At 40.3% G+C, this 21,400-nt stretch carries 14 protein-coding genes; 8 read left to right on the top strand and 6 right to left on the bottom strand.

The window, feature by feature from the left end:
• The first annotated feature begins 1 nt into the window (after position 1).
• From K348_RS0112950 to K348_RS0112915, 8 genes are all read left to right on the top strand, one after another.
• Positions 2 to 1,225, top strand: a complete 1,224-nt coding sequence (locus K348_RS0112950; RefSeq protein ID WP_029905370.1) for a SusE domain-containing protein — start codon at positions 2 to 4, stop codon at positions 1,223 to 1,225.
• Positions 1,226 to 1,246: 21 nt separating this feature from the next.
• Positions 1,247 to 2,356, top strand: coding sequence for a SusF/SusE family outer membrane protein (locus tag K348_RS0112945; RefSeq protein WP_029905369.1), 1,110 nt, complete (start codon positions 1,247 to 1,249; stop codon positions 2,354 to 2,356).
• 146 nt (positions 2,357 to 2,502) lie between these two features.
• A complete protein-coding gene (locus tag K348_RS0112940) occupies positions 2,503 to 3,231 on the top strand; it encodes a DUF1080 domain-containing protein (protein WP_029905367.1) in 729 nt (242 codons plus the stop codon).
• Positions 3,232 to 3,249: 18 nt separating this feature from the next.
• Positions 3,250 to 4,557, top strand: coding sequence for a Gfo/Idh/MocA family oxidoreductase (locus tag K348_RS0112935; protein WP_029905366.1), 1,308 nt, complete (start codon positions 3,250 to 3,252; stop codon positions 4,555 to 4,557).
• Between the two features lie 90 nt (positions 4,558 to 4,647).
• Positions 4,648 to 6,297 carry a family 78 glycoside hydrolase catalytic domain gene (locus K348_RS0112930; protein ID WP_029905364.1) on the top strand — a complete coding sequence of 550 codons (1,650 nt, stop codon included), beginning with the start codon at positions 4,648 to 4,650 and terminating at the stop codon, positions 6,295 to 6,297.
• Positions 6,298 to 6,372: 75 nt separating this feature from the next.
• A complete protein-coding gene (rbsK, locus tag K348_RS0112925) occupies positions 6,373 to 7,293 on the top strand; it encodes a ribokinase (RefSeq protein WP_029905363.1) in 921 nt (306 codons plus the stop codon).
• Between the two features lie 6 nt (positions 7,294 to 7,299).
• Positions 7,300 to 8,310: a GRP family sugar transporter gene (locus K348_RS0112920; protein WP_029905362.1), complete on the top strand. Its 1,011-nt coding sequence runs from the start codon at positions 7,300 to 7,302 to the stop codon at positions 8,308 to 8,310.
• A 30-nt stretch (positions 8,311 to 8,340) separates the two neighbouring features.
• Positions 8,341 to 9,405, top strand: coding sequence for a nucleoside hydrolase (locus tag K348_RS0112915; protein ID WP_029905360.1), 1,065 nt, complete (start codon positions 8,341 to 8,343; stop codon positions 9,403 to 9,405).
• 267 nt (positions 9,406 to 9,672) lie between these two features.
• On the opposite strand, the gene K348_RS0112910 is transcribed toward K348_RS0112915, so the two are convergent.
• The 6 genes from K348_RS0112910 to K348_RS0112885 form a co-directional block, all read right to left on the bottom strand.
• A complete protein-coding gene (locus tag K348_RS0112910; protein WP_029905358.1) occupies positions 9,673 to 10,866 on the bottom strand; it encodes a thioredoxin family protein in 1,194 nt (397 codons plus the stop codon).
• Positions 10,867 to 10,970: 104 nt separating this feature from the next.
• Positions 10,971 to 12,923 carry a glycoside hydrolase family 97 protein gene (locus tag K348_RS0112905; protein WP_029905356.1) on the bottom strand — a complete coding sequence of 651 codons (1,953 nt, stop codon included), beginning with the start codon at positions 12,921 to 12,923 and terminating at the stop codon, positions 10,971 to 10,973.
• Between the two features lie 28 nt (positions 12,924 to 12,951).
• Complete coding sequence (locus tag K348_RS0112900) at positions 12,952 to 14,907, bottom strand: glycoside hydrolase family 97 protein (RefSeq protein WP_029905354.1); 1,956 nt, start codon at positions 14,905 to 14,907, stop codon at positions 12,952 to 12,954.
• Positions 14,908 to 14,979: 72 nt separating this feature from the next.
• The gene (locus K348_RS0112895; protein WP_029905352.1) at positions 14,980 to 16,779 is read right to left on the bottom strand and encodes a RagB/SusD family nutrient uptake outer membrane protein; all 1,800 of its coding nucleotides are present in this window, start codon (positions 16,777 to 16,779) and stop codon (positions 14,980 to 14,982) included.
• A 15-nt stretch (positions 16,780 to 16,794) separates the two neighbouring features.
• A complete protein-coding gene (locus K348_RS0112890; protein WP_197027661.1) occupies positions 16,795 to 20,127 on the bottom strand; it encodes a TonB-dependent receptor in 3,333 nt (1,110 codons plus the stop codon).
• A gap of 230 nt (positions 20,128 to 20,357) precedes the next feature.
• Positions 20,358 to 21,341: a FecR family protein gene (locus tag K348_RS0112885; protein ID WP_029905350.1), complete on the bottom strand. Its 984-nt coding sequence runs from the start codon at positions 21,339 to 21,341 to the stop codon at positions 20,358 to 20,360.
• Positions 21,342 to 21,400: the final 59 nt, after the last annotated feature.

Here is a 21,400-nt window from a genome sequence, read left to right as displayed (position 1 = left end):
TATGAAAAATATATATAAACTCCTATATGGATTACCTGCCGCGCTGATTATCGGAATGGGACTCTCGTGCTCCGATGATGATAAATACAGAGTCGATCCGGTGATCGAAGGTGACTTCAAACTGACTTTCACAGCTCCTCAACCTGAAACTGAAATATTCATCGACCGCGAGAAAGAAAATGAAGCAGCCGTCACATTCTCATGGAAAATGGAAAACGACATCACTGACGTCTCAACTTTCAGCTACAACTTCGATATGGATAAGGCGGGAAATAACTTCGAAACGGTGACAAAAGTCGATAGTCTCGGTGATAAGATGACAAAAAGCTATACAAATAAAGAGCTTTTCGATTTAGTATTGAATCACTGGAAACTCAACAGTAACGAAGATTTCGAAGTCGAAGCTCGGGTTAAAGGAACGAATAGTGTCGTTGGAGCTAAAACAAAAACATCTTGGGCTACAATCAAGTTATTTATCAGAAACGGCTATAAGATCAATATTGAAAGCCCCGCAGAAGATACCAGAATCGATCTCACTGCTGATAAAGGCGATGAAAATGCTCTCGATTTTGCATGGAAAGTGGTGAATAAAAAAGATGAAGAAAATACTTCTTTTTCTCAAAAGCTCATAATTGATATAGCCGGGAATAACTTTGAATCAGCCGTTACCTTGGAAGATATTACTTCGAAAGCTTATTCACATCAGCAGCTGACCGATTTGCTGAAAAACCAATGGAGCAAAAGAGCAGGCGGATTAGTAAAAATGGAAGCTAAAGTGATAGCAGTTAATACTGAACTGACACGCGATCCGGTTGAAAAAACTTTTAAGTTCAACGTTGAAAACAATTATAAACTACCGGAAAATATCTACCCGATAGGAAGCGCTGCCCCTGCAGGATGGGACATGAATGCCATGGTAGCATTAGTACAGGATGAAAAAAATCCCAACCTATTTGTATTCGAAGGGGAACTACATGAAGGTGAATTAAAATTCCCAACCGTAAAAGGCGACTGGCTGGCAGATTTCATATTGGCTCATAATCCTCTAAATCCGGAAGAGACGTTGATTCCTATAACTACCGATTGGATGGATATTCTGATCATCAGCGGACAGGATGCCATGAATGACGGCAGTATCGACAAAAAATGGAAGATAGAAACGGCCGGTGCATACAAGGTTACCATAGACCTATTCGAGATGAAAATCAAATTTGAAAAGATATAACTAAAAACTAAATTATAAAAAATGAAGACAGTTAAATATCTTACTATTCTACTGATAACAATCGCCGTCAGTAGCGCCTATACCAAAGCAGGGACAATCGATATCGATGGAGTGAACGACAAAAAAGAAGTTTTCGAAAATGTCTATATGGTTGGTGATGCCACCCCGGCCGGATGGGATATTACAAACCCTTATCCGATGCGCAAAAGTGAAAGCAATCCCCATATATTCACATACTCCGGATTTCTAAATGCTGGAGAGATGAAACTCCCTCTCGAAAGCGGAACAGGTAACTGGGATTGCAATTATCTGATGCCCATACAGAACGGTGCAAATATTAACAGTAAGCACGTAATGTTCGTATCGAAAGGCAATCCCGATAATAAATGGGTTATATCCAAAGCAGGCATTTATAGCGTGACACTCGATACGGATAAGATGACTATCGATTTCAAAAGAGGCGACCTGATGTGTGATGAAATATTCATGATAGGCGACGCTACTCCGGCCGACTGGAATATTGAAGATCCTGTACCGATGCGTAAGAGCAGCGAGAGTCCTTATATATTCATTTTCGCAGGGCAGTTAAAAGCAGGCGAACTTAAATTGCCTTTAGCGAAAGGGTCTTGGGATTGTGATTATTTGATGCCGAAAGAGAACGGAGCAAGCATAAAAGACAAAAACCTGATGTTTGTATCGAAAGGGAAAATAGACAACAAATGGGTATTGAAAGAAGAAGGCGGATATCGTATTACGGTGGATACTAAAAAGATGTCTATCAAATTTGAGAAAGATGCTTTTCCTTACGATGGCGTATATATGATAGGCAGCGCGACCCCTGCCGAATGGAATATATCTGCTCCTACCCCTATGAAAATGGAAAAAGCAGGTATATACACCTATCAAGGTCCACTGAAAGCAGGAGAACTTAAATTCCCGCTCGAAAGCGGAACAGGAAACTGGGATTGCGACTATCTGATGCCGATAGTAGGCGGAGCAGGCGTCGAGGAAACAAGGATAAAACTTATTCCGGGAGGAAATCCCGATAATAAATTCTGGATAAGGGAAGCAGGAACATATAAAGTTTCTCTCGATACAAAAAACATGTCTATAAAGTTTGAAAAACAATAATCATTCATGCAAATTAACAGGAGGTATTTTATAAAAGCAGATACAATACTTGGAAAAATAAATTCCAAATGGTAACTTAAGCATCTCTAATACCCGGACTACCTCCTTGTATAAAAAGCGAATAATTCATTATTAAAAACACATATATGAAACGATTTACTTTATTGACAATTGTAGCAATAATTGCTACCGGCTTATTTGCCCAGATGAGTCCCGAACAAACAGAATGGTATACACCCAAACCACCTAAAGTAACACCGGGTGCCGACAAAAATCAACCGCCGTCCGATGCTATAATCCTTTTTAACGGTACAGACCTTTCCATGTGGCAAAGTGAAAAAGGTGAGGCACCAAAATGGAAAGTAGTAAACGGGGAAATGGTTGTAGTACCGGGCACAGGCTCAATCACCACGAAGAAATATTTCGGTGATTGCCAGTTGCATGTCGAATTTAAATCGCCTGCTCCTGAAAATTACACCGGACAAAACCGTGGAAACAGCGGTATCATCATCCAGACGAAGTACGAAGTACAGGTATTGGATATCGACAACAATGAAACCTATGTAAATGGTATGACCGGAAGTATTTACAAACAGCAGGCGCCATTAGCCAATGCTTATACCAAAAACGGCGAATGGCAGGTATACGACATCTACTGGAAAGCACCAAAGTTCGGCACAGGCGGCAAGCTTGAATGCCCGGCTATGATTACGGTCGTATTGAATGGTATCATGGTGCAGAACAATTATATACTCAAAGGGCATACGCCGTATGTAGGCTTCCCTGAATATAACGCTCATGGCAGGCTGCCGCTTTTACTACAGGATCACGGCACAGAAGTAGCATTCCGCAATATCTGGATAAGGGATTTATAATCAAAAAATTTCACAATTATGAGTATTTCTAGAAGATCATTCCTAAAAACAGGTTCGGCGCTGGCAGTCGGAGCAATGCTTCCTAATATAGGACACAGCAGTACGCTATCGAATATCTCTGCCAATGATATGATAAATGTTGCGCTCATCGGTTGCAAGAATATGGGCTGGGCTAACTTATCAGACTTTATGCCTCATAAAGAAGTCCGTTGCGTTGCATTATGCGATGTAGACAAAAATATATTGGCAAATGCAGCCTCTAAACTGGAAGCAGATTTCGGGCAAAAAGCCGAGTTATATAATGATTACAGAAAAGTGCTGGAACGTAAAGACGTTGATATTGTCATTATCGGCACGCCCGACCACTGGCATTGCCTGCAGTTTGTAGATGCATGCGCAGCCGGAAAGGCTGTCTATGTAGAAAAACCGATAGCCAACAGTATTGCCGAATGCGATGCAATGGTAAAAGCGGCTAAAAAATATAATACAGTCGCTCAGGTCGGACAACAGCAGCGAAGCAGTAAACACTGGCAGCAAATGGTAGAATATATCCGTGCAGGACGTCTGGGAAAAATAGGACAGGTAAATGTATGGGGTAACTTCAATTATGCTGCTATGCCTGCCCCTGTCGCCGACTCTCCCGTACCCGACGGTGTAGATTTCGACATGTGGCTGGGGCCTTCTCCTCAGCTTCCGTTCAATCAACAACGGTTCCATGGCTCATGGCGCATGTTCTGGAACTATGGCGGTGGCCTTATGACCGACTGGGGAGTACACTTGCTGGACATGGGATTATGGGGTATGGACGTGAAAACTGTGCCTAATTATACAATTGCATCGGGAGGTAAATTCTATTTCCCTGAAGGAGCACATGAAACATTCGACTCGTTGCAGGTTACATACGGTTTTGATGATTTCATTATGACATGGTCTAACAGTGCCGGAGTAGAAAGTGGTCCCTATGGCAAAAATTACGGCGTCTTATTCAAAGGAACAAATGGAACACTGGTTGCTAACCGCGACGACTGGGAAGTATACCCCGAAGGAGACAAAATCGGCAAAACAAGTATGAAAGCGGATTATCGCGACCATAAAGACCATGTTTCCAACTTCCTCGAATGTGTAAAGACACGGAATACCCAGACAGCATGTACCATAGAAAACGGAAGCCTGTGTGCCAAATATGCCCAGTTGGGTAATATTTCGGCAAGGATGGACGGAGCACGTTTAGTATACGACGACAATGCTAAAACATTCAATAATGCTGAAGCGGATAAATACTTGCGGCCTGCATACCGTAGTCCGTGGATATTTCCTGAAATATAATATTTTTTAGTGAGAGGATGCATCTGCAATAATCATTCACACCCGCTATGTGCGGTGCATCCTTTTATTTCTTTTTTAAACCTGATTATCATGAAGAATACTTTCACTTATAAAACAACACTTCTATTGGCTTTGATTTCATACAGCCTGTTCTCTTACAGTCAGGACATCTATCAGTCGAAACGCGTATCGTGGCTCGAAAAAGCCGAAACTAACAAGCCGACCCTGATAGTGACTGAGAAAAAACCTGTACAGCAGGTGAATATGGTAAAAGATGCCGATGCATTTCAGGGATGGAAAGCTGTCCGCTCTGCACCGATACAAGACTTGTACAAAGAATCGTTTAAAGCTAAAAAAACAGCTATAATCGATTTTGGAGAACATATAACCGGAACTTTCAGCTTCTCTGTAGGTATATTGCAAAACACTCCGGACGCACCTTTACGATTTAAGCTAACCTTCGGTGAGGTTCCGGCGGAAATCATGACACCTTTCGATCCTTTCCCCGAAGGCAGTCTAAGCCGTGCGTGGCTGCAGGACGAAATAATGACGGTGATGACGTTACCGGCAACAGTCACTATACCACGTCGCTTATCGTTCAGGTATGTAAAAATAGAATTACTGGCGCACTCGTCTTACGACTTCAATATCTCGGATATGAAATGCGATGCTGTTACATCTGCAGCTACCACGCCAGCCCCACTATTAAGCACAACGCCTCAGATATTTAAAGATATAGACAGAGTTGGATTAAATACGCTCAAAGAATGCATGCAGACTGTATATGAAGACGGGCCGAAAAGAGACCAGCGGCTCTGGCTAGGTGACCTCTACCTTGAAGCATTAGCCAATTACCAGTCTTTCAAACAAAACAATCTCACAAAAAGATGTATGTATCTGCTTGCTGCACTTAGTCAGCCGGAGGGATGGCTTCACGGAACAGTTTTTGAAGTTCCCGAACCTCATCCGCAATCGGGACAGAAGCTGCTAGATTATTCCTTTCTGTTTACCTCTTCATTAAAGGACTATCTGGAAGCGACCAACGACAGGGAAACAGCGGAAGACTTATGGCCTGTAGCCAAGAAGCAAATAGATATCGTAAAAAAATATGTACAGGAAAACGGATTGATGGACTTCGAACAGGCAAACCGCGAATGGTGGATTTTCTTCGACTGGAAAGATAACTTTCATCGTGAAGTACCATTGCAGGGCATATCTATTTTCGCCCTCCGCGAAACATACGAACTTGCCAAGCTGCTGAACAGGGAAAAAGAAGTAGCCGAATTACCTGCTCTGATTAAAAAGATGACAAAAGCCGCCCAGAAGAATTATTATAATCCAAAAACAGGATTCTATACAGGCTTACTGAACGATCAGGTATCATACGCCTCACAGGTATGGATGGTTCTCGGTGGCGTTCCGTCGAAGGAACAGGCACAAAAAGCGTTGAAAGCGTTACCGACAACAGAAAATGCCTGCTATCCGGGAGGGCCTTACATGTATCACTATTATGTACAGGCTTTGATAAACAGCGACTTGCCGGAAGAAGCCCGTAATGTGGTTGAAAACTATTGGGGCGGTATGTTGAAAAAAGGAGCCGATACATTCTGGGAAGTGTATGACCCTAATGATGAGTTCAGGTCACCGTACAATTTTTATCCGATGAACAGCTATTGCCATGCATGGAGCTGTACTCCGGTATACTTCATCCGGAAATATCCGGAAATATTTCAAAAATAAATTATATAGAAAACTTCGAAGTAAATATATAAATGTCAATCAAAATGATTCCGATAACTTTATAATTGAATGTAAATGAACACGAAAAGAATAGTTGTAATAGGAAGTTGTAATACAGACATGGTGGTAAAATCCGACAGGCTCCCTGTTCCCGGCGAAACCATATTGGGAGGGACTTTCTTCATGAATCCGGGAGGAAAGGGAGCCAATCAGGCCATAGCCGCCGCGCGTCTGGGTGGGAATGTAACTTTTATTGCTAAGACAGGCAATGACCTGTTCGGGCGCCAGTCGATAAAACAATATGAGGAAGAAGGCCTCGACACAGGATATATCCTCTCCGACCCTACCACACCGTCGGGCGTAGCATTGATATCAGTAGACCGCAAAGGAGAAAACTGCATAATCGTTGCATCGGGAGCTAATATGTCGCTGTGTCCTGAAGATATCAATGAAGCGGAAAGTACAATCGGGGCAGCCGATCTGTTATTGATGCAACTGGAAATTCCGATTGAAACTGTAGAGCAAGCCGCTGAAATAGCTGCAAGAAAGGGAGTAAGAGTGATACTGAATCCCGCTCCAGCACAATCATTATCGAACAGCCTGCTGAAAAATGTTTATATGCTGATTCCGAACAAGAACGAAGCCGAAATCTTATCAGGCATAAAGGTTACAGACTGGGAAAGTGCAAAGAAAGCAGCAAAGATAATAAGCAATAAAGGCGTGGACATTGTAGTGGTCACTCTCGGCTCGCTCGGTTCTTTATTGAAAGAGGGCGATAATTACTATGAAATACCGGCCACAAAGGTAGATGCAATAGATACCACCGCTGCCGGTGATACATTCTGCGGAGCAATGACTGTAGCCATATCCGAGGGTAAAAATCTGGTGGATGCTGTGAAATTCGCAACCGAAAGCGCAGCGATAACAGTAACTAAAATGGGTGCCCAGTCCTCTATTCCGTCAAGAAAAGAAGTTGACTTTAAATTAATACATTAAAAGCTTATGTTTATAGTAGATAATTATTCACTGGCAGTATTATTCTGCTTTATTACCATGCTTTGCTGGGGTTCGTGGGGCAATACCCAGAAACTCGCAGGAAAGACGTGGCGGTATGAACTCTTCTATTGGGATTATGCGATAGGGATACTTGTATTTGCTGTTATCATGGCATTTACATTAGGAAGTATAGGGGATTCGGGAAGAGGTTTTCTCGAAGATATTAAGCAAGCAGATACTGCATTTCTGGTCAGTGCACTGATAGGCGGAGTTATCTTTAATGCATCGAATATACTTTTGGCCGCCTCAACTTCTATTGCCGGATTATCAGTTGCATTCCCGTTGGGAGTGGGGTTGGCTTTAGTCTTAGGGGTGTTTATCAATTATTTCAGTACACCGAAAGGCGACCCTGTATCGTTATTCCTCGGAGTATTCCTTATTGTCATTGCTATAATACTGAACGGTATTGCAGCAAGTAAGAAAACGGCAGATAATAAATCGGATAAAAATGCGAAAAAAGGTATTCTCCTTGCTGCTTTCGCCGGAATATTGATGTCGTTCTTCTATCGCTTTGTAGCGGCAGCTATGGACCTAGATAATTTCGAGCAGCCTGCTGTGGGTAAAATTACACCCTATACTGCATTCTTTGTATTCGCGATAGGAGTATTCCTGAGTAATTTTGTATTCAATACCATTGTTATGAAAAAGCCATTTGTTGGCACCCCTGTCACCTACAAGGAATATTTCTCCGGTACATTCAGTACACATATGGTAGGAGTATTAGGCGGATGTATCTGGGCATTGGGAACCTTGTTCAGCTATATTGCTGCAGGTAAAGCCGGAGCGGCGATCTCGTATGCTTTAGGGCAGGGAGCACCTATGATTGCTGCGATATGGGGCATCTTCATCTGGAAAGAATTTAAAGGAACATCCAAGACCGTAAATCTTTTACTTACCCTGATGTTTATTCTCTTCGTCTGCGGACTCGGACTGATTGTCTACGCAGGACGGACATAAAACTAAAATAATTTATAAACAACTAATAATATGAAAAAAAACTTTTTACTGACAGCTATTGCTGCATTTTCATTAATTGCCTGTTCGGGTAAAAAGGCTGAAAAAGCCGATGCAACCGAACAGGGAACTGCCAAAAACAGCCAGCCTATCAACATCATCTTCGATACGGATATGGGCAACGACGTAGACGACGCTCTGGCGCTGGATATGTTATACAAATACATTGAAGCAGGGCGTGTCAACCTATTGGCTATTCCTACTACAAAAGTAAGTAAACATTGTGCCGAATATGTAGACATCATGAACACATGGTACGGGCATCCCGATATTCCTATCGGCATAGTAGTTAACGGTACCAAAATAGATAATGAAGATAATTTCGTGCGGGTTGTTTGCCAGATGCAAAAAGACGGTAAACCAGTCTTTGAGAGGACTGTGAAAGATTATAACGCTTTCCCTAAGTCGGTAGACCTGTACCGTAAAGTGCTGGCTGCACAGCCCGATGCATCGGTTTATATTGTTTCGGTAGGCTTCTCTACTAATCTGGCACAATTGCTGGATAGTCCGGCCGATGATTACTCACCTTTGACAGGGAAAGAACTAGTAAAGAAAAAAGTCGTACTGTTGTCGGCAATGATGGGACATTTCAAAGACCCAAATTTTCAGGAATTCAATGTGAAATGTGATGTTCCGGCGGTACAGAAAGTAATGAAAGAATGGCCGACACCTATAGTCGCCTCACCTTACGAACTGGGAGACGCCATACTCTATCCGGCATCGAGCATAGAAAATGATTTCAACTGGGGTATGCCGAATCCACTGGTAGAAGGATACAAAGCTTATCTGCAAATGCCTTATGACAGGCAAACATGGGATTTGACATCATTGCTCTACGTTGTGGAGAACGATAAAGGCTTTTTCGGCTCATCGGGTAAAGGTACTATCGAGATAGACGATAAGGCAATCAGCCGTTTTACGCCTAGCGAAAATGGAAATCATAGTTACCTGACGGTTACTCCGGAACAGGCGGAAACTATAAAGAAATACTTTATCGATTTAATAACACAGAAGCCTGCAAAATATAAAGATAAGTGATAAGTGAATCAGGTCATTGAAATGTTTGTCTATGGATCAGGCCATATTTAATCTTTGAATAATGTGAAGTTTTTGATTTTAAGATTCTAAATAATCATAGGTGATTGTGAATTTTTCATGTTAAACTTTAGGTGATTACGGGTGGAGATTATTCATAGATAATTATAGACATCGCATTTCAATATTATAGTACCGGAATTTTAAGGTTAGTAAGCTCTTAAAATCCGGTACTATTCGTTTGTATATTGGTGTATATCTTTAACGATATTAATGAGAAACCTTATTATCCGCCAATTTATATAATTCTTCTTTTTCCGACCAGATATTTATTACCTTGCCTTTGCCCTGAGGATTAATAAGTACGGCATATGGAACAGAATTAATTTGATATTCATTTTTCAAGCTAAATCCGTCATCCGATAAAGAAAGGCTACGCCACGGAACACTATGTGTTTTCAATATATCTACCCATTTCGGTTTATCTTCCGGATCATCGAGGGAAATATAGGTTATATCTAAATAATCTTTTGTGTCGTTATATATTTCTTTTATCACAGGAATAAGCCGGTGACAAGGGCCGCACCAATATGCCGAAAATACTATAAGGTTATACTTTTCCTTGTTGAGGACAATAAATTCGGCTTCGTCTGTCAATGAGTTTCTAAGCTTTACATTTGTAAAAGCAAAATCGTCAGGATTGAAATGAATATAATCCACTATTTCTTTTCCGTATTCCGACTTTTTAACCTCTTCTGTAAAGAGGTCCAAAACATCTTTTAAATCTTCTCTTTTATATTGCTTTCTGCTAAAGGCTACATCCCTCAATAAATATTTTGAATACGGATATTTTTCAATTTGCGATTTAGTATTTCCCAGACTGACTTCATAACCATCCCAATTATTAACACCAAAGTTTTTGGATCTTAGAGCTACTTCCATTTCTGTATCCTTTATATCATTCAATTCAACGCTGAAATAATCGGTTGAATAAATTATAGTCCTATCTTCGTCTACACCTACAAATAAAGGAAGTGTATCCAAATGGTTTTTCTGATACCGGGCTTTTATAGAATGTAATCTGTCGTCATAAAACAATAGAGAGTTCATATATTCTTTTTTCCCTTCCTTGAACAAAAACTCAACAAATGTTTCGACATCTGCATCGTAATCAGTCATACTCTTTTTAAGTTCAAAATAACGTATCTGTTGATTTATCGAATCAGGAATTTCGAACAGCCACTTATTGTTTTCTATTTCCTTACCTTCTATAAATATGGGCTTTCTTAAGGTTACACCCATAGATGAAAAACGCCTACACTTCAAATACAGTTTATCGTATTCTTTGCCGTCGAGCTGGAACGTCAGATGCCTGACTTCGTTTTTATTTTCAGGACTATTGCATGAAGATAATGCAGCGAGAAAAAGAATAAAAGAAAATATAAAAAGCAGTTTATCTCTCATATACTGATATTTAAGGTTTCTCAAATATAGCAAAAAAAGAACTGCAAACCTAAATCGGCTCGCAGTTCCTTCATTAATTTACAATAAGATACACATTTATCCGCTCACTCTATCACGGCAGCAAAACCGCCGTTTCTTACCATTTTTACAGGTAGTTTATCTCCTTTACTGATACTGATTTCTTTTTTACGATAGTCCATAGCCTGACGTCCGGCATTGATACCGTCTTCAAAATAAGTCATCTTATAAGACTTACCCGCATCCAGAAAATCAAAAGACAATTCTATGTTCCTTTCTTTCTCCTTATTGTTTGTCATACCGCCTATATACCATTTAGAGCCTTTACGTTTAGCTACTACAGCTACTTGTCCGGCCTCGGCTTTCAACACTTTGGTTTCATCCCATGTTACAGGAACCTGTGTAATAAATTCAGTGCAATCGGGATTTCGGTAATACAGGGTAGGATTGTCAGCCAGCATCTGAATTCCGCTTTCAAAAATTACAAAAAGCGCCATCTGATAAGCGCGGGTACCTATACTACCCGAATTAGGGCGACGCGCACCGTAAGATTCGGGCTGTGTGCTTATCATCGCACCCGGAGTATAATCCATCGGGCCTACTGCATTTCGCATAAACGGAAAGTAAATAGAATTATCGGGCGTACATCCTCCCATTTGTTCCATACCCCGCACACCTTCATAAGAGATCACATTCGGATATTTATATTCTAATCCTTTAGGGCTGAAAGAGCCGTGAAAATCAACCAGCAACTCATATTTAGCTGCTTCTTTTGCTACCCGTTCGTAATAGTTTACCATCCACTGATCGCTACGATCCATAAAGTCGATCTTTACACCTTTTACTCCCCAGTCTTTGAATACTTTGAATACATCAAAGTGGTTTTCTACGCATAGCCAAGTCAGCCAAAGGACAATACCAACATTCTTTTCTTTACCGTAACGTATGAGTTCGTGCACATCTACTTTAGGATTCGGAGTATAAGGATCGAAAACTGTTTTCGCCCATCCTTCATCCATAATGATATACTCGATACCATATTTAGATGCGAAATCGATATAATATTTATAGGTTTCGAGGTTATAACCGGATACAAAATTCACATCCGGGCCGTAAGGTGAAGCATCGTTCCACCATTCCCAGCTGACCTTTCCGGGCTTAATCCAGTTCGTTTCACTCAAGACATTCTGGGTGGCAAGTTTGCAGGTCAATGTATTCTCAATGAGTTGAGAATCGTCTTTCGTGATTACAAAATAGCGCCACGGAAAGCTTCTTGTGCCGGATGTACGGGCAATATAATCAGCTTCTTTCAGTATTTTAAGGCTACGGTCGCCATCTTCGCCAAACTCTAATGGAGCTTTAGGGAATGTGGAAACAATACCGTTCGCACCACTACTTTTAAGAAACAGACAAGGGTAATCGCTCAGGTCAGATTCTGAGATAAGGATTTTGTACTTACTCTTTGTATCGATCAGAACGGGAAGTGTGGACATCTTATCCGATGCTTTCCAGTCGCTGCTCGTCATATGAGTATACGGCTCCTCATAAGCAGTTTTAAATCTTCCTGCCTGCTGTAGATGAAGTAAATATTCGCGGGGAAAGTTAACAGTGAAATCTTCTCCCAAAACATCTATATCACCTTTCTTATCGGTTACAAAACGATAAGCTATACCATCGTCAAAGGCTCTGAATTCCACTGAGTAGTTCCCTTTGAAGGTCAATAATAACTTGTTATACTCACTTGCTATAGTTGAATATTTTAAGGGTACAATAGGCTTTATTGTTTCCGAGCCTTTTGTTTGTTTCTGGCCAGTCAGTTTCGGATTTTGCCCCAAAACTTCGCCTTTCAGCTGAAGCTGTAAATGATTATTTGTCAACAGTTCTTCTCCGTCATAAAATATACTATAATATATCTTGTCGGAAACGGTTATAACTGTTTTAATTCCCCCGTTAGGAGAAAGCAACTCTATTTTTTTCTGGGCACTCAGATTCAAAAAATAAAGGGATAAAAACAATAAGATTAAGATTCTACTTCTCATAGGTTATATGTGGGTTAATGATTATGGGTTATTCAAGAACAGCAGCCCAGCCTCCGCTTTTGGCCAATTTTATCGTAACTTTCTTTCCGGCATCCAAATTTACAATTCTTTTCTTATAATCCATCGCTACATAGTTGGCATTCGGCCCATCTTCGAAAGAAGTCAGTTTATAAGTACGTCCTTTATCGAGAAAGCTCAGGTCAAATTCGATATTCCTTTCTTTCAGTTTGCTATTTGTTATGGCTCCGATATACCATTTTTGCCCTTTCCTCTTGGCAACCACGACATACTCCCCTACTTCGGCTTTCAAAGCAATTGTCTCATCCCATGTAACGGGTACACTGGTAATGAAGTCGAAACATTCTTTTTCCTTATTGTATCGGGTCGGATTATCGGCAAGCATCTGCATTCCGCTTTCAAACACTATGAAATGAGCCAGTTGCATAGCGCGTGTACCAATAGCTGCAGGATTATAATCGCTGTTTGCATAGAACTCGGGCTGCATACTCATCATGGCACCCGGTGTATAATCCATCGGGCCTACTGCATTACGCATAAAAGGCAAATAAATACCGTTATCGGCAGTGGCTTCACCTTTCCATTCGAGCCCTCTCACCGCTTCGTATGCGAGAACATTAGGATATTTATACTCCAGACCTTTAGGACTAAATGAGCCGTGAAATAAGACGATCATTTTATTAGCTGCGGCTTCTTTCGCTGTTCGTTCGTAGAAATTAACCATCCACTGATCGTTGCGTTCCATGAAGTCAATCTTAACACCTGCAATACCCCATTGATTGTAAATCCTGAATATGCTATCCATATTGTTTTCTATAGCCGACCAATGCATCCATAAGATGATTTTTATATTTTTCTTATTCGCATATTCTATAACCTCCGGCATATTTACATTCGGATTGGCTTTGAAAGGCTCCTTGCGGCTATTTGCCCAGCCGTCGTCAATCAATGTATAAGGTATATTGCTTTCGGCAGCGAAATCTATGAAATACTTATAGGTATCCTGGTTTCTTCCCGCTGCAAAATCCACATCATACGGCATGGCATAATTCCACCAATCCCATACTGTCTGACCCGGGAGAATCCATGATGTATCCTCGATCTGCGAAGACTCGGACAGGCGGCAAACCATCGTATTCTCGATAAGTTGTCCATCTTCTTTAGTGATAAGAAAAAAGCGCCAAGGGAATGTCCTTTGCCCTGTAGTTTTGGCCATATAATCGGCTTCCTGACTAATTACAATACGGTCGCCACCTTTATACTCATGCTTTAGTGGACAACGTGGAAAGGCACCGCTTACTGAAAGATCATCCTCTCCTTTTATGAGCATAGCCGGATAATCGTGCAAGCCAGCTTCTGCGAACAATATTTTATAATTCTTTTTTGTATCTATAAGGATAGGAAGCGTCGACATTTTACTGGATGCATTGAATTCCTTTAATGGCAAATGAGTATAAGGTTCTTCATATGGTGTACCGAATGTCCTCCACACCTGTTGTAAGTGCAGAAAATAATCGTCCGGGAAATTGAAGTGAACTTCTTCGTTCATCACCTCTATATCGCCTTTTTTATTGGTAATGAAACGGTAGGCTACGCCATCGTCAAATGCTCTGAACTCTACTGAATAATCGCCTTTAAAAACAAGCAGTAATTGATTATATTCATTTTTTACAGTAGAAAACTTTAGTGGTACCACAGGGGTCATATCGTCGTTTACCTTCTTTCTTTTTTCCGATATCAACTTTGGATTCTCCCCTAAATTCAGACCTCGTAGATTAAGTTGTAAGAGATTATCTTTCATTAGTTCTGTTCCATTATACGAAACAGAATAATAGATTTTATCCGATATCTTAACAGATGTACTTATTTCCCCATTGGGTGAAGTTAATACTATATTTTCCTGAGCTTTGGAATAAGGGACGGATAAGAATAAAATAAACAGAAGTATTAAATATTTATTTTTCATATTTTGTCAAAATATATTTACAGAACGCCTCCAGTCGGAAAACCGGAGGCGCACCTTTATAAGTAATTATAATTAGTATCCCGGATTTTGAATAAATAAACTATTTGCGTTCATTTCTTCTTCAGGAATCGGTGATAAATAGTTCTGAATACTAAATTTACGATCCTGTGTTTCGGCAGAAGGCACAGTATAAGTTTTAGTATAGGTTTTATTATCAGCATTCAGTTTAGCTGTAATATCTATACCGCTTGCTTTCCTAGAAAAATCTTTTTGAGCGGTAAGCCAACGACGGGCATCGAAATAGCGGTGTTCTTCGAACGCCAGTTCAACTATACGTTCGTTTCTGCATAAGTCGAGTAACGCAGCACCTGTAGTAGTAGCAGGTATATCCGGCATTCCGGCTCTTTTACGCAGTTTGTTAAGTGTAGATATAGCTTCACCCTCATCGCCGGCTCCGATACAGGCCTCTGCATAGTTCAATAATACCTCTGCATAACGCATATATATCCATGGTATTTCCTGTTGATCTGAGTTTACAGTGAAATCATTATTTATAAACTTATTGATATAATAATTAGTATAAGAACCATTCCAGTCCTCATAAGGGCCTTTACGGGTATCGAGTCCCGGACGGGTTACTTTCTCTCCTTTATCATTTATATATTCGATTGAAACTGCCGTTTCGATAATACCTTCCGGATCCCATCCGATAGTGGCAGGTATACGTGTCTGAAACTTAGTTCCATCATAAAGAATGCTGCCTCTAAGACGAGGGTCGCGGTCTTTATACGGATTCGCCGCATGTGCCGGATTCGTCCAGTCGAACTTACTGCCGTCTTTCATCAGGAAGTAGTCTACTAACTGTTGTGTAGGGCCGTCGCTTCCCCATCCACCGTAACCGTTAGGTCCGTACCAACGGGCAAAACGTGTGTTATCCACATCCTTTGCCAGATAGAATTTCTGCCAGATTATTTCTTCATGCTTCTTGGTAATGAAGATTTCATGGTAATTCCGTGCTATCGAATCTCCTGCAGCAGGATCTTCTTTATACAACTTATATACATTAAGGTCTATAACAGCTTTTGCTGCATCTTTAGCAGCTTGCCAACGGGCCTGTCTGTTATTGTCCGTATAAGCGATTAATTCAGGATTTTTATAACCTGTAGTCCATGCATCCGGACTATTGAATAAATCACTGGCTGCATATAGTAACATCCTCGACTTAAGAGTAAGTGCAGCACCTTTGGAAGCGCGCCCGATATTAGAATCAGTCCATTTATCAGGTAATAGTTCTGCTGCCCTGTCACACTCATCAGCTACAAATTTTATACATTCTGCCAACGTATTACGAGGTACAAAAAAGTCATCGTTAAGCTTAAAGGTATTTTCGACAATCGGTACACCACCGTATATACGAATAAGATTATGATAGTGATATGCCCTGAGAAAAATGGCCTGACCTCTTATCTTTTTAATAAAATCTTTGTCGGTAATAGTGGTCACACCTTCTTCTGTGTTTTCCAGAATCATATTACATTCCCTGATGCCTTTGTAAACATCGCCCCAGTTAAACTGACGGAATCTCACTATTCCCCCCAGTTGGGCAGGAGTTACCGTACCGTTCAGCGTATATACGGGTTGTGACCAGGCATGAGTAAAACGAGCTTCGTCGCAAAGACCGGCCAAGAGTAATTCACGCGCTGAGAATCCATGTCCTGCATAATAATATTGGTTGTTGAGAAAAGCCTCGAGCAACGGAGCATCTTTATACAATGCCGACTCGCTCAATTCGTCCTTTGGTTCCAGATCCATATCTACACAGGAGCAAAATCCTGTCATCAAAACAATTAATAGGTAATATATATTTTTCATATTATTTCAACTTGATTAAAAGGTTATTGAAGCACCTATATTATACACTTTCTGTTGCGGATAAAATTGTCCGGTCTGATTATCGCCTTCAGGATCGAATACTTTCAGTTTGTCGAAAGTCAATAAGTTGAAGCCGCTTACATAAATCCTGACATCTTTTATCGGAGTCTGACCAATCAGGCTTTTAGGCAGTCTGTAACCTAATTCTATATTTTTAAGACGTATATAATCGGTACTCTTAAGGAAGAAAGTATTAGGCTGACTTCGCCAGTATTCTTCATCACGATTGTATGCTCTCGGATATTTTGCATTCGGATTACTTTCCGTCCATCTGTTATCAGCTTCTTCTTTCAGGTAGTTACCAACCTGTCCTGAGAATGTTTTAACATAGGCCGAGGCCCCTGCTGCACCCTGAAACATCAGCATTAAATCGAAGTCCCTGTAATTGAAACTGGCTGTAAATGATCCGGTGAAAGTAGGAACACTGTTCCGGTCTATTCTTACCCTGTCTTTAGAGTCTATTACATCATCACCATTAACATCTTCGAATATAACATCTCCCGGCCGCGCTCCCGAAAAGTGTGGTGTTTTATCAACTTCTTCCTGATTCTTAAATATGCCTAATGCACGGTAATATAAATTAGTATTGATTGGATGCCCTGTCGATCTCTGGTGATCTTCTACATTCGCTGCTTCGTCCCAAAACAGAATTTTATTTTTAGCATATCCTCCGTTGGCAGTAAGAGTAAAACCAACTTTATCTATCTGTCCATGGTAAGTTATATCGAAGTCAAAACCTTTATTTTCCATTCTGCCTATATTTTCCCTAGGCAAAGTCATACCTGTATATTTAGGGATAGAGGCATTTCTTGTTATCAGCATCTGGCTTCTTTTATTATAGAAAAAATCCATACCGAAAGCCAGTTTTCCTCTGAACATCTGCGCTTCAAATGCTATATTTGCCTGATTGGCAACTTCCCACGTCACATCCGGATTACCTATACGGGATGAATAAATGGCTTTGTTTTCTATATTTTCTCCCAATATCAGATTCTCACTACTATATCTGAAACTCGATAAGAATTGATAAGGGTCTATCCGGTCATTACCTGTCTGTCCCCAAGACCCTCTTAATTTGAAATAATTGATAAGAGGCAACTTTTCTTTCCAGAAATCTTCTTCAGAAGCTACCCATCCAACCATAAATCCGGGAAAGAATCCATAACGTCCCTTTTTAGGGAAAATATACGAACCGTCGTAACGTCCTACAAACTCGAACAAATACCTGTCTTTAAAACTGTAATTCAGTCGTCCGAAATAATTTTGTCTTGTTGATTCCGATGAATAACCGTTGTTGTCTTTATCTTTATCTCCTCCGGCGAATAATTCATCGATTGCATCGGAGATATAGTAGCGTCTATACGCTGAGAAAAAATCGGATGTATGTTTATTACTTTCAGTTCCAACAAGCACACTTAGATTATGAATATCGTCGAACCTCTTGTCATATTGCAGCAATGCATTCAATACCAAACTTGTTGCATCTGAAGTAGACTGATTAAGATCAGGATCGGCCTGATTAGAAGCCTGAATATATGGAACTAATACGGGTACGCCATTTTCATCGTAAGATATCTTATCCCAATTATAAGTAGTCATCAGTTTACGGAACTGCTTGGTATATTGCATCCGTTTATCATATGCTACATTAGTAGTAAATTTCAATTCCTTAATCCATGGATTCTTTACTTCCAGTTTGAAGTTAGTCTGGATATAATAGTCTTTTGTACGATTATAACCGGCGTCTTTTGAAGCACCTATCGCCGGATTGTTATTTCCCTCTACAGCAGGACCCGGTAAGCCATTAGGCCAGAAACCTATCTGTGTAGGTTTTGCCTTCATTACCACTTCGTAATAATTGGACTGAGTAAGCCCTTTTTTCTTTTCTTCACGTGCATTGATGCCTACTCCCAGATTGAAAAATTCGCTGAATTTGATATCGAAGTTACTTCTCAGATTCCACTGATCATAACGTGTTCCACTATTTTCATAGAAACCGTCCTGACCGATATTACCCGCCGAAACATAATATTTCAGATAATCTGTACCTCCATTTATTGTCAGATTTTGCTTATGCTGAGGCGAAAGGTCTTTCATTATAATATCGAACCAATCTGTATTCGGATACAGCCAAGGGTCTGAACCGTCCCTGAATTTCTGAATTTCTTCAGGAGTATATACATCAGAGTTTCCTCTGTAGTAAGCCAGTTCGTTCATCATGGTAGCATATGTAGCAGCATCAGCCATTTCCGGATAACGTGTTGCTTTAGCAAAACCCTGATTATATGAGTAAGTCACCTGCGGCCTACCGGTTTTTCCCTTTTTTGTAGTGACCAGAATAACCCCGTTCGCGGCCTGCGCACCATATATTGCGGCAGAAGCATCCTTTAGGATAGAAATGCTTTCAATATCTGCCGGATCGATACGGTCCAGTCCACCCTGACGATTAGCAACACCGTCGACAACAATCAGCGGATCATTGTTTCCCATAGTATTCTGTCCCCTGATTCGCAGAATGGCGCCGTCATTACCGGGCTCCCCGCTACGGTTGATAGCCATAAGCCCTGAAGCCTTACCAGCCAGCCCTGAAGCAAGATTTAATGCAGGGGTAGTTGTCAGGGATTCTCCTTTTATGGATGAAATAGCTCCTACAGCCGAAGCCTTCTTTTGGACACCATATCCGACAACAATAACTTCCTCCATAATCCGATTGTCTTCTATAAGCGTAATATTAAACACAGACCTGTTTGCAACCGGAATTTCCTGCGTTAGATAACCGATAAAAGAAAACTGCAAGACAGCAGACCTATCCTGTACAGTAAAATTAAATCGCCCATTCTCATCGGTCATAACTCCTACAGTGCTGCCTTTTACGGTTACACTGGCTCCGATCATCGGCTCTCCCGATTCATCCGTTACCATACCTGATACAGCAATGCCCTGCTTTATTTCATCAGGTTGATTCACTGCTTGCTCACTCCTTTTATTTGTAGGGTTAATCAATATCAGGTTTTTCTCTGTTATAACATAGTCTACACCCTCCTTTTGAAAAAGAAGGTTCAATACATCTACTACAGTTTGATCCTTGACCCGAATGCTAATTTTTTTATCGAAATCTACATTCTCATTTTCATAAATGAAACGGAATTGCGATTGATTTTCTATCTGATGAAGAACTTCCTTTATAGTTTTGTTTTTTACATCTAAGGTTAGCATCTTGGTCTGTGAATACATTGTTGCTGACACATTTAAGGAAAATAATGTCAGAAATACGACCATTAGTTTCATACATAACAATGTTTTATGGAAGAACCTATTCTCTTTAGGCTTCCGGATAGAATTATATTTCATATATTTGTGATTAGATTGTTATTTTCAAATAGTATTAGTATGCTCTTATACAGATAACAGTCGAATAATAATGGGGAATGGCGCAATCATTTCCCATTTTTTCGCTATTATCGTCTATTTATCATTTCTTCTGTGTTATTCCATAGGCGATCGGTTTTTAAAGGTTATTATTTTTGCTTTATCTTGATATTCCTTCCTTTTATTTCATATCTTATATTACTTAAACTGCGTAATGCTTCAAGGATGTCGATAAAACTTTCCTCCTGCAACACTCCTGTATAATGAATCTTGGTACTCATTTCAGCCGGCACATCTATCTCTACATCATACCAGCGTTCGAGGTTTTTACACACATCGGTCAATGACATGTTGTCCATATATAATTTGTTATTGACCCAACCGTATGTATGCGAAATATCCACTTCTGCCGGTGCCATTTGTCTGGTGGTTTTATCATAACTGATTATTTCACCCGGCTCCATTAATAATTTCTGCTTTGCATTACTAAGTTCAATCTTTCCTTCCAGTAATGAGGTCTGAATCGTATTATCGTCTTCATATGCTGCAAGGCTGAATGTAGTACCCAATACTTTCACCTGTAAGTCTGCAGGAGTATTGATTACAAAAGGCGCTTTGCTTTTTGCCACTTCGAAAAAAGCTTCACCTTTAAAGTTTACTTCACGCGTGTTTTCTTTTTTATTAAAAGAATATTCAAGATCAGTACCCACATTTAACCTCACTTTGGTTCCGTCGGGTAAAACTATGTCGGAGCGGTTACCATATGCAGTAGACATCCTTATTGTATCTGAAGCAGTATCTGTCCATTGAACATAACCCGTAAAAAACAAGGAAATAAATAAAACAACGGAAGCCGCCACGCCTGACAGTGCATATATTGTACTTCTGATACGGCGTCGCCGTATCTTTTTCTCCTGATTATAATTATTTACATTTTCCCATGCAGTATCGGCGTCGAAAGATTCAATATTATAAACATTCCGGACTTCAATCCATATTTTTTTATATTCCTCAAATAATTGTATGTTTGACGGACTCTGCGCCAGCCATTCCAAGAGAACAGGATCGGTAACCGGATTTTCTTCATTCTCAAGAAAATGTTCAGCGATATGTTGTCCAATGTTATTGTCCATTTTTATCTTTATTTATTAGTATGACACATGAAATAAAAAAAAGTCCTATTGTTTTTTGA

The sequence above is a fragment of the Prevotella sp. 10(H) genome (assembly GCF_000711235.1).
Lineage (GTDB): Bacteria > Bacteroidota > Bacteroidia > Bacteroidales > Dysgonomonadaceae > Dysgonomonas.
Note: the sequence above shows the minus strand (reverse complement) of the source record. Positions and strands in the feature narration are given on the sequence as shown.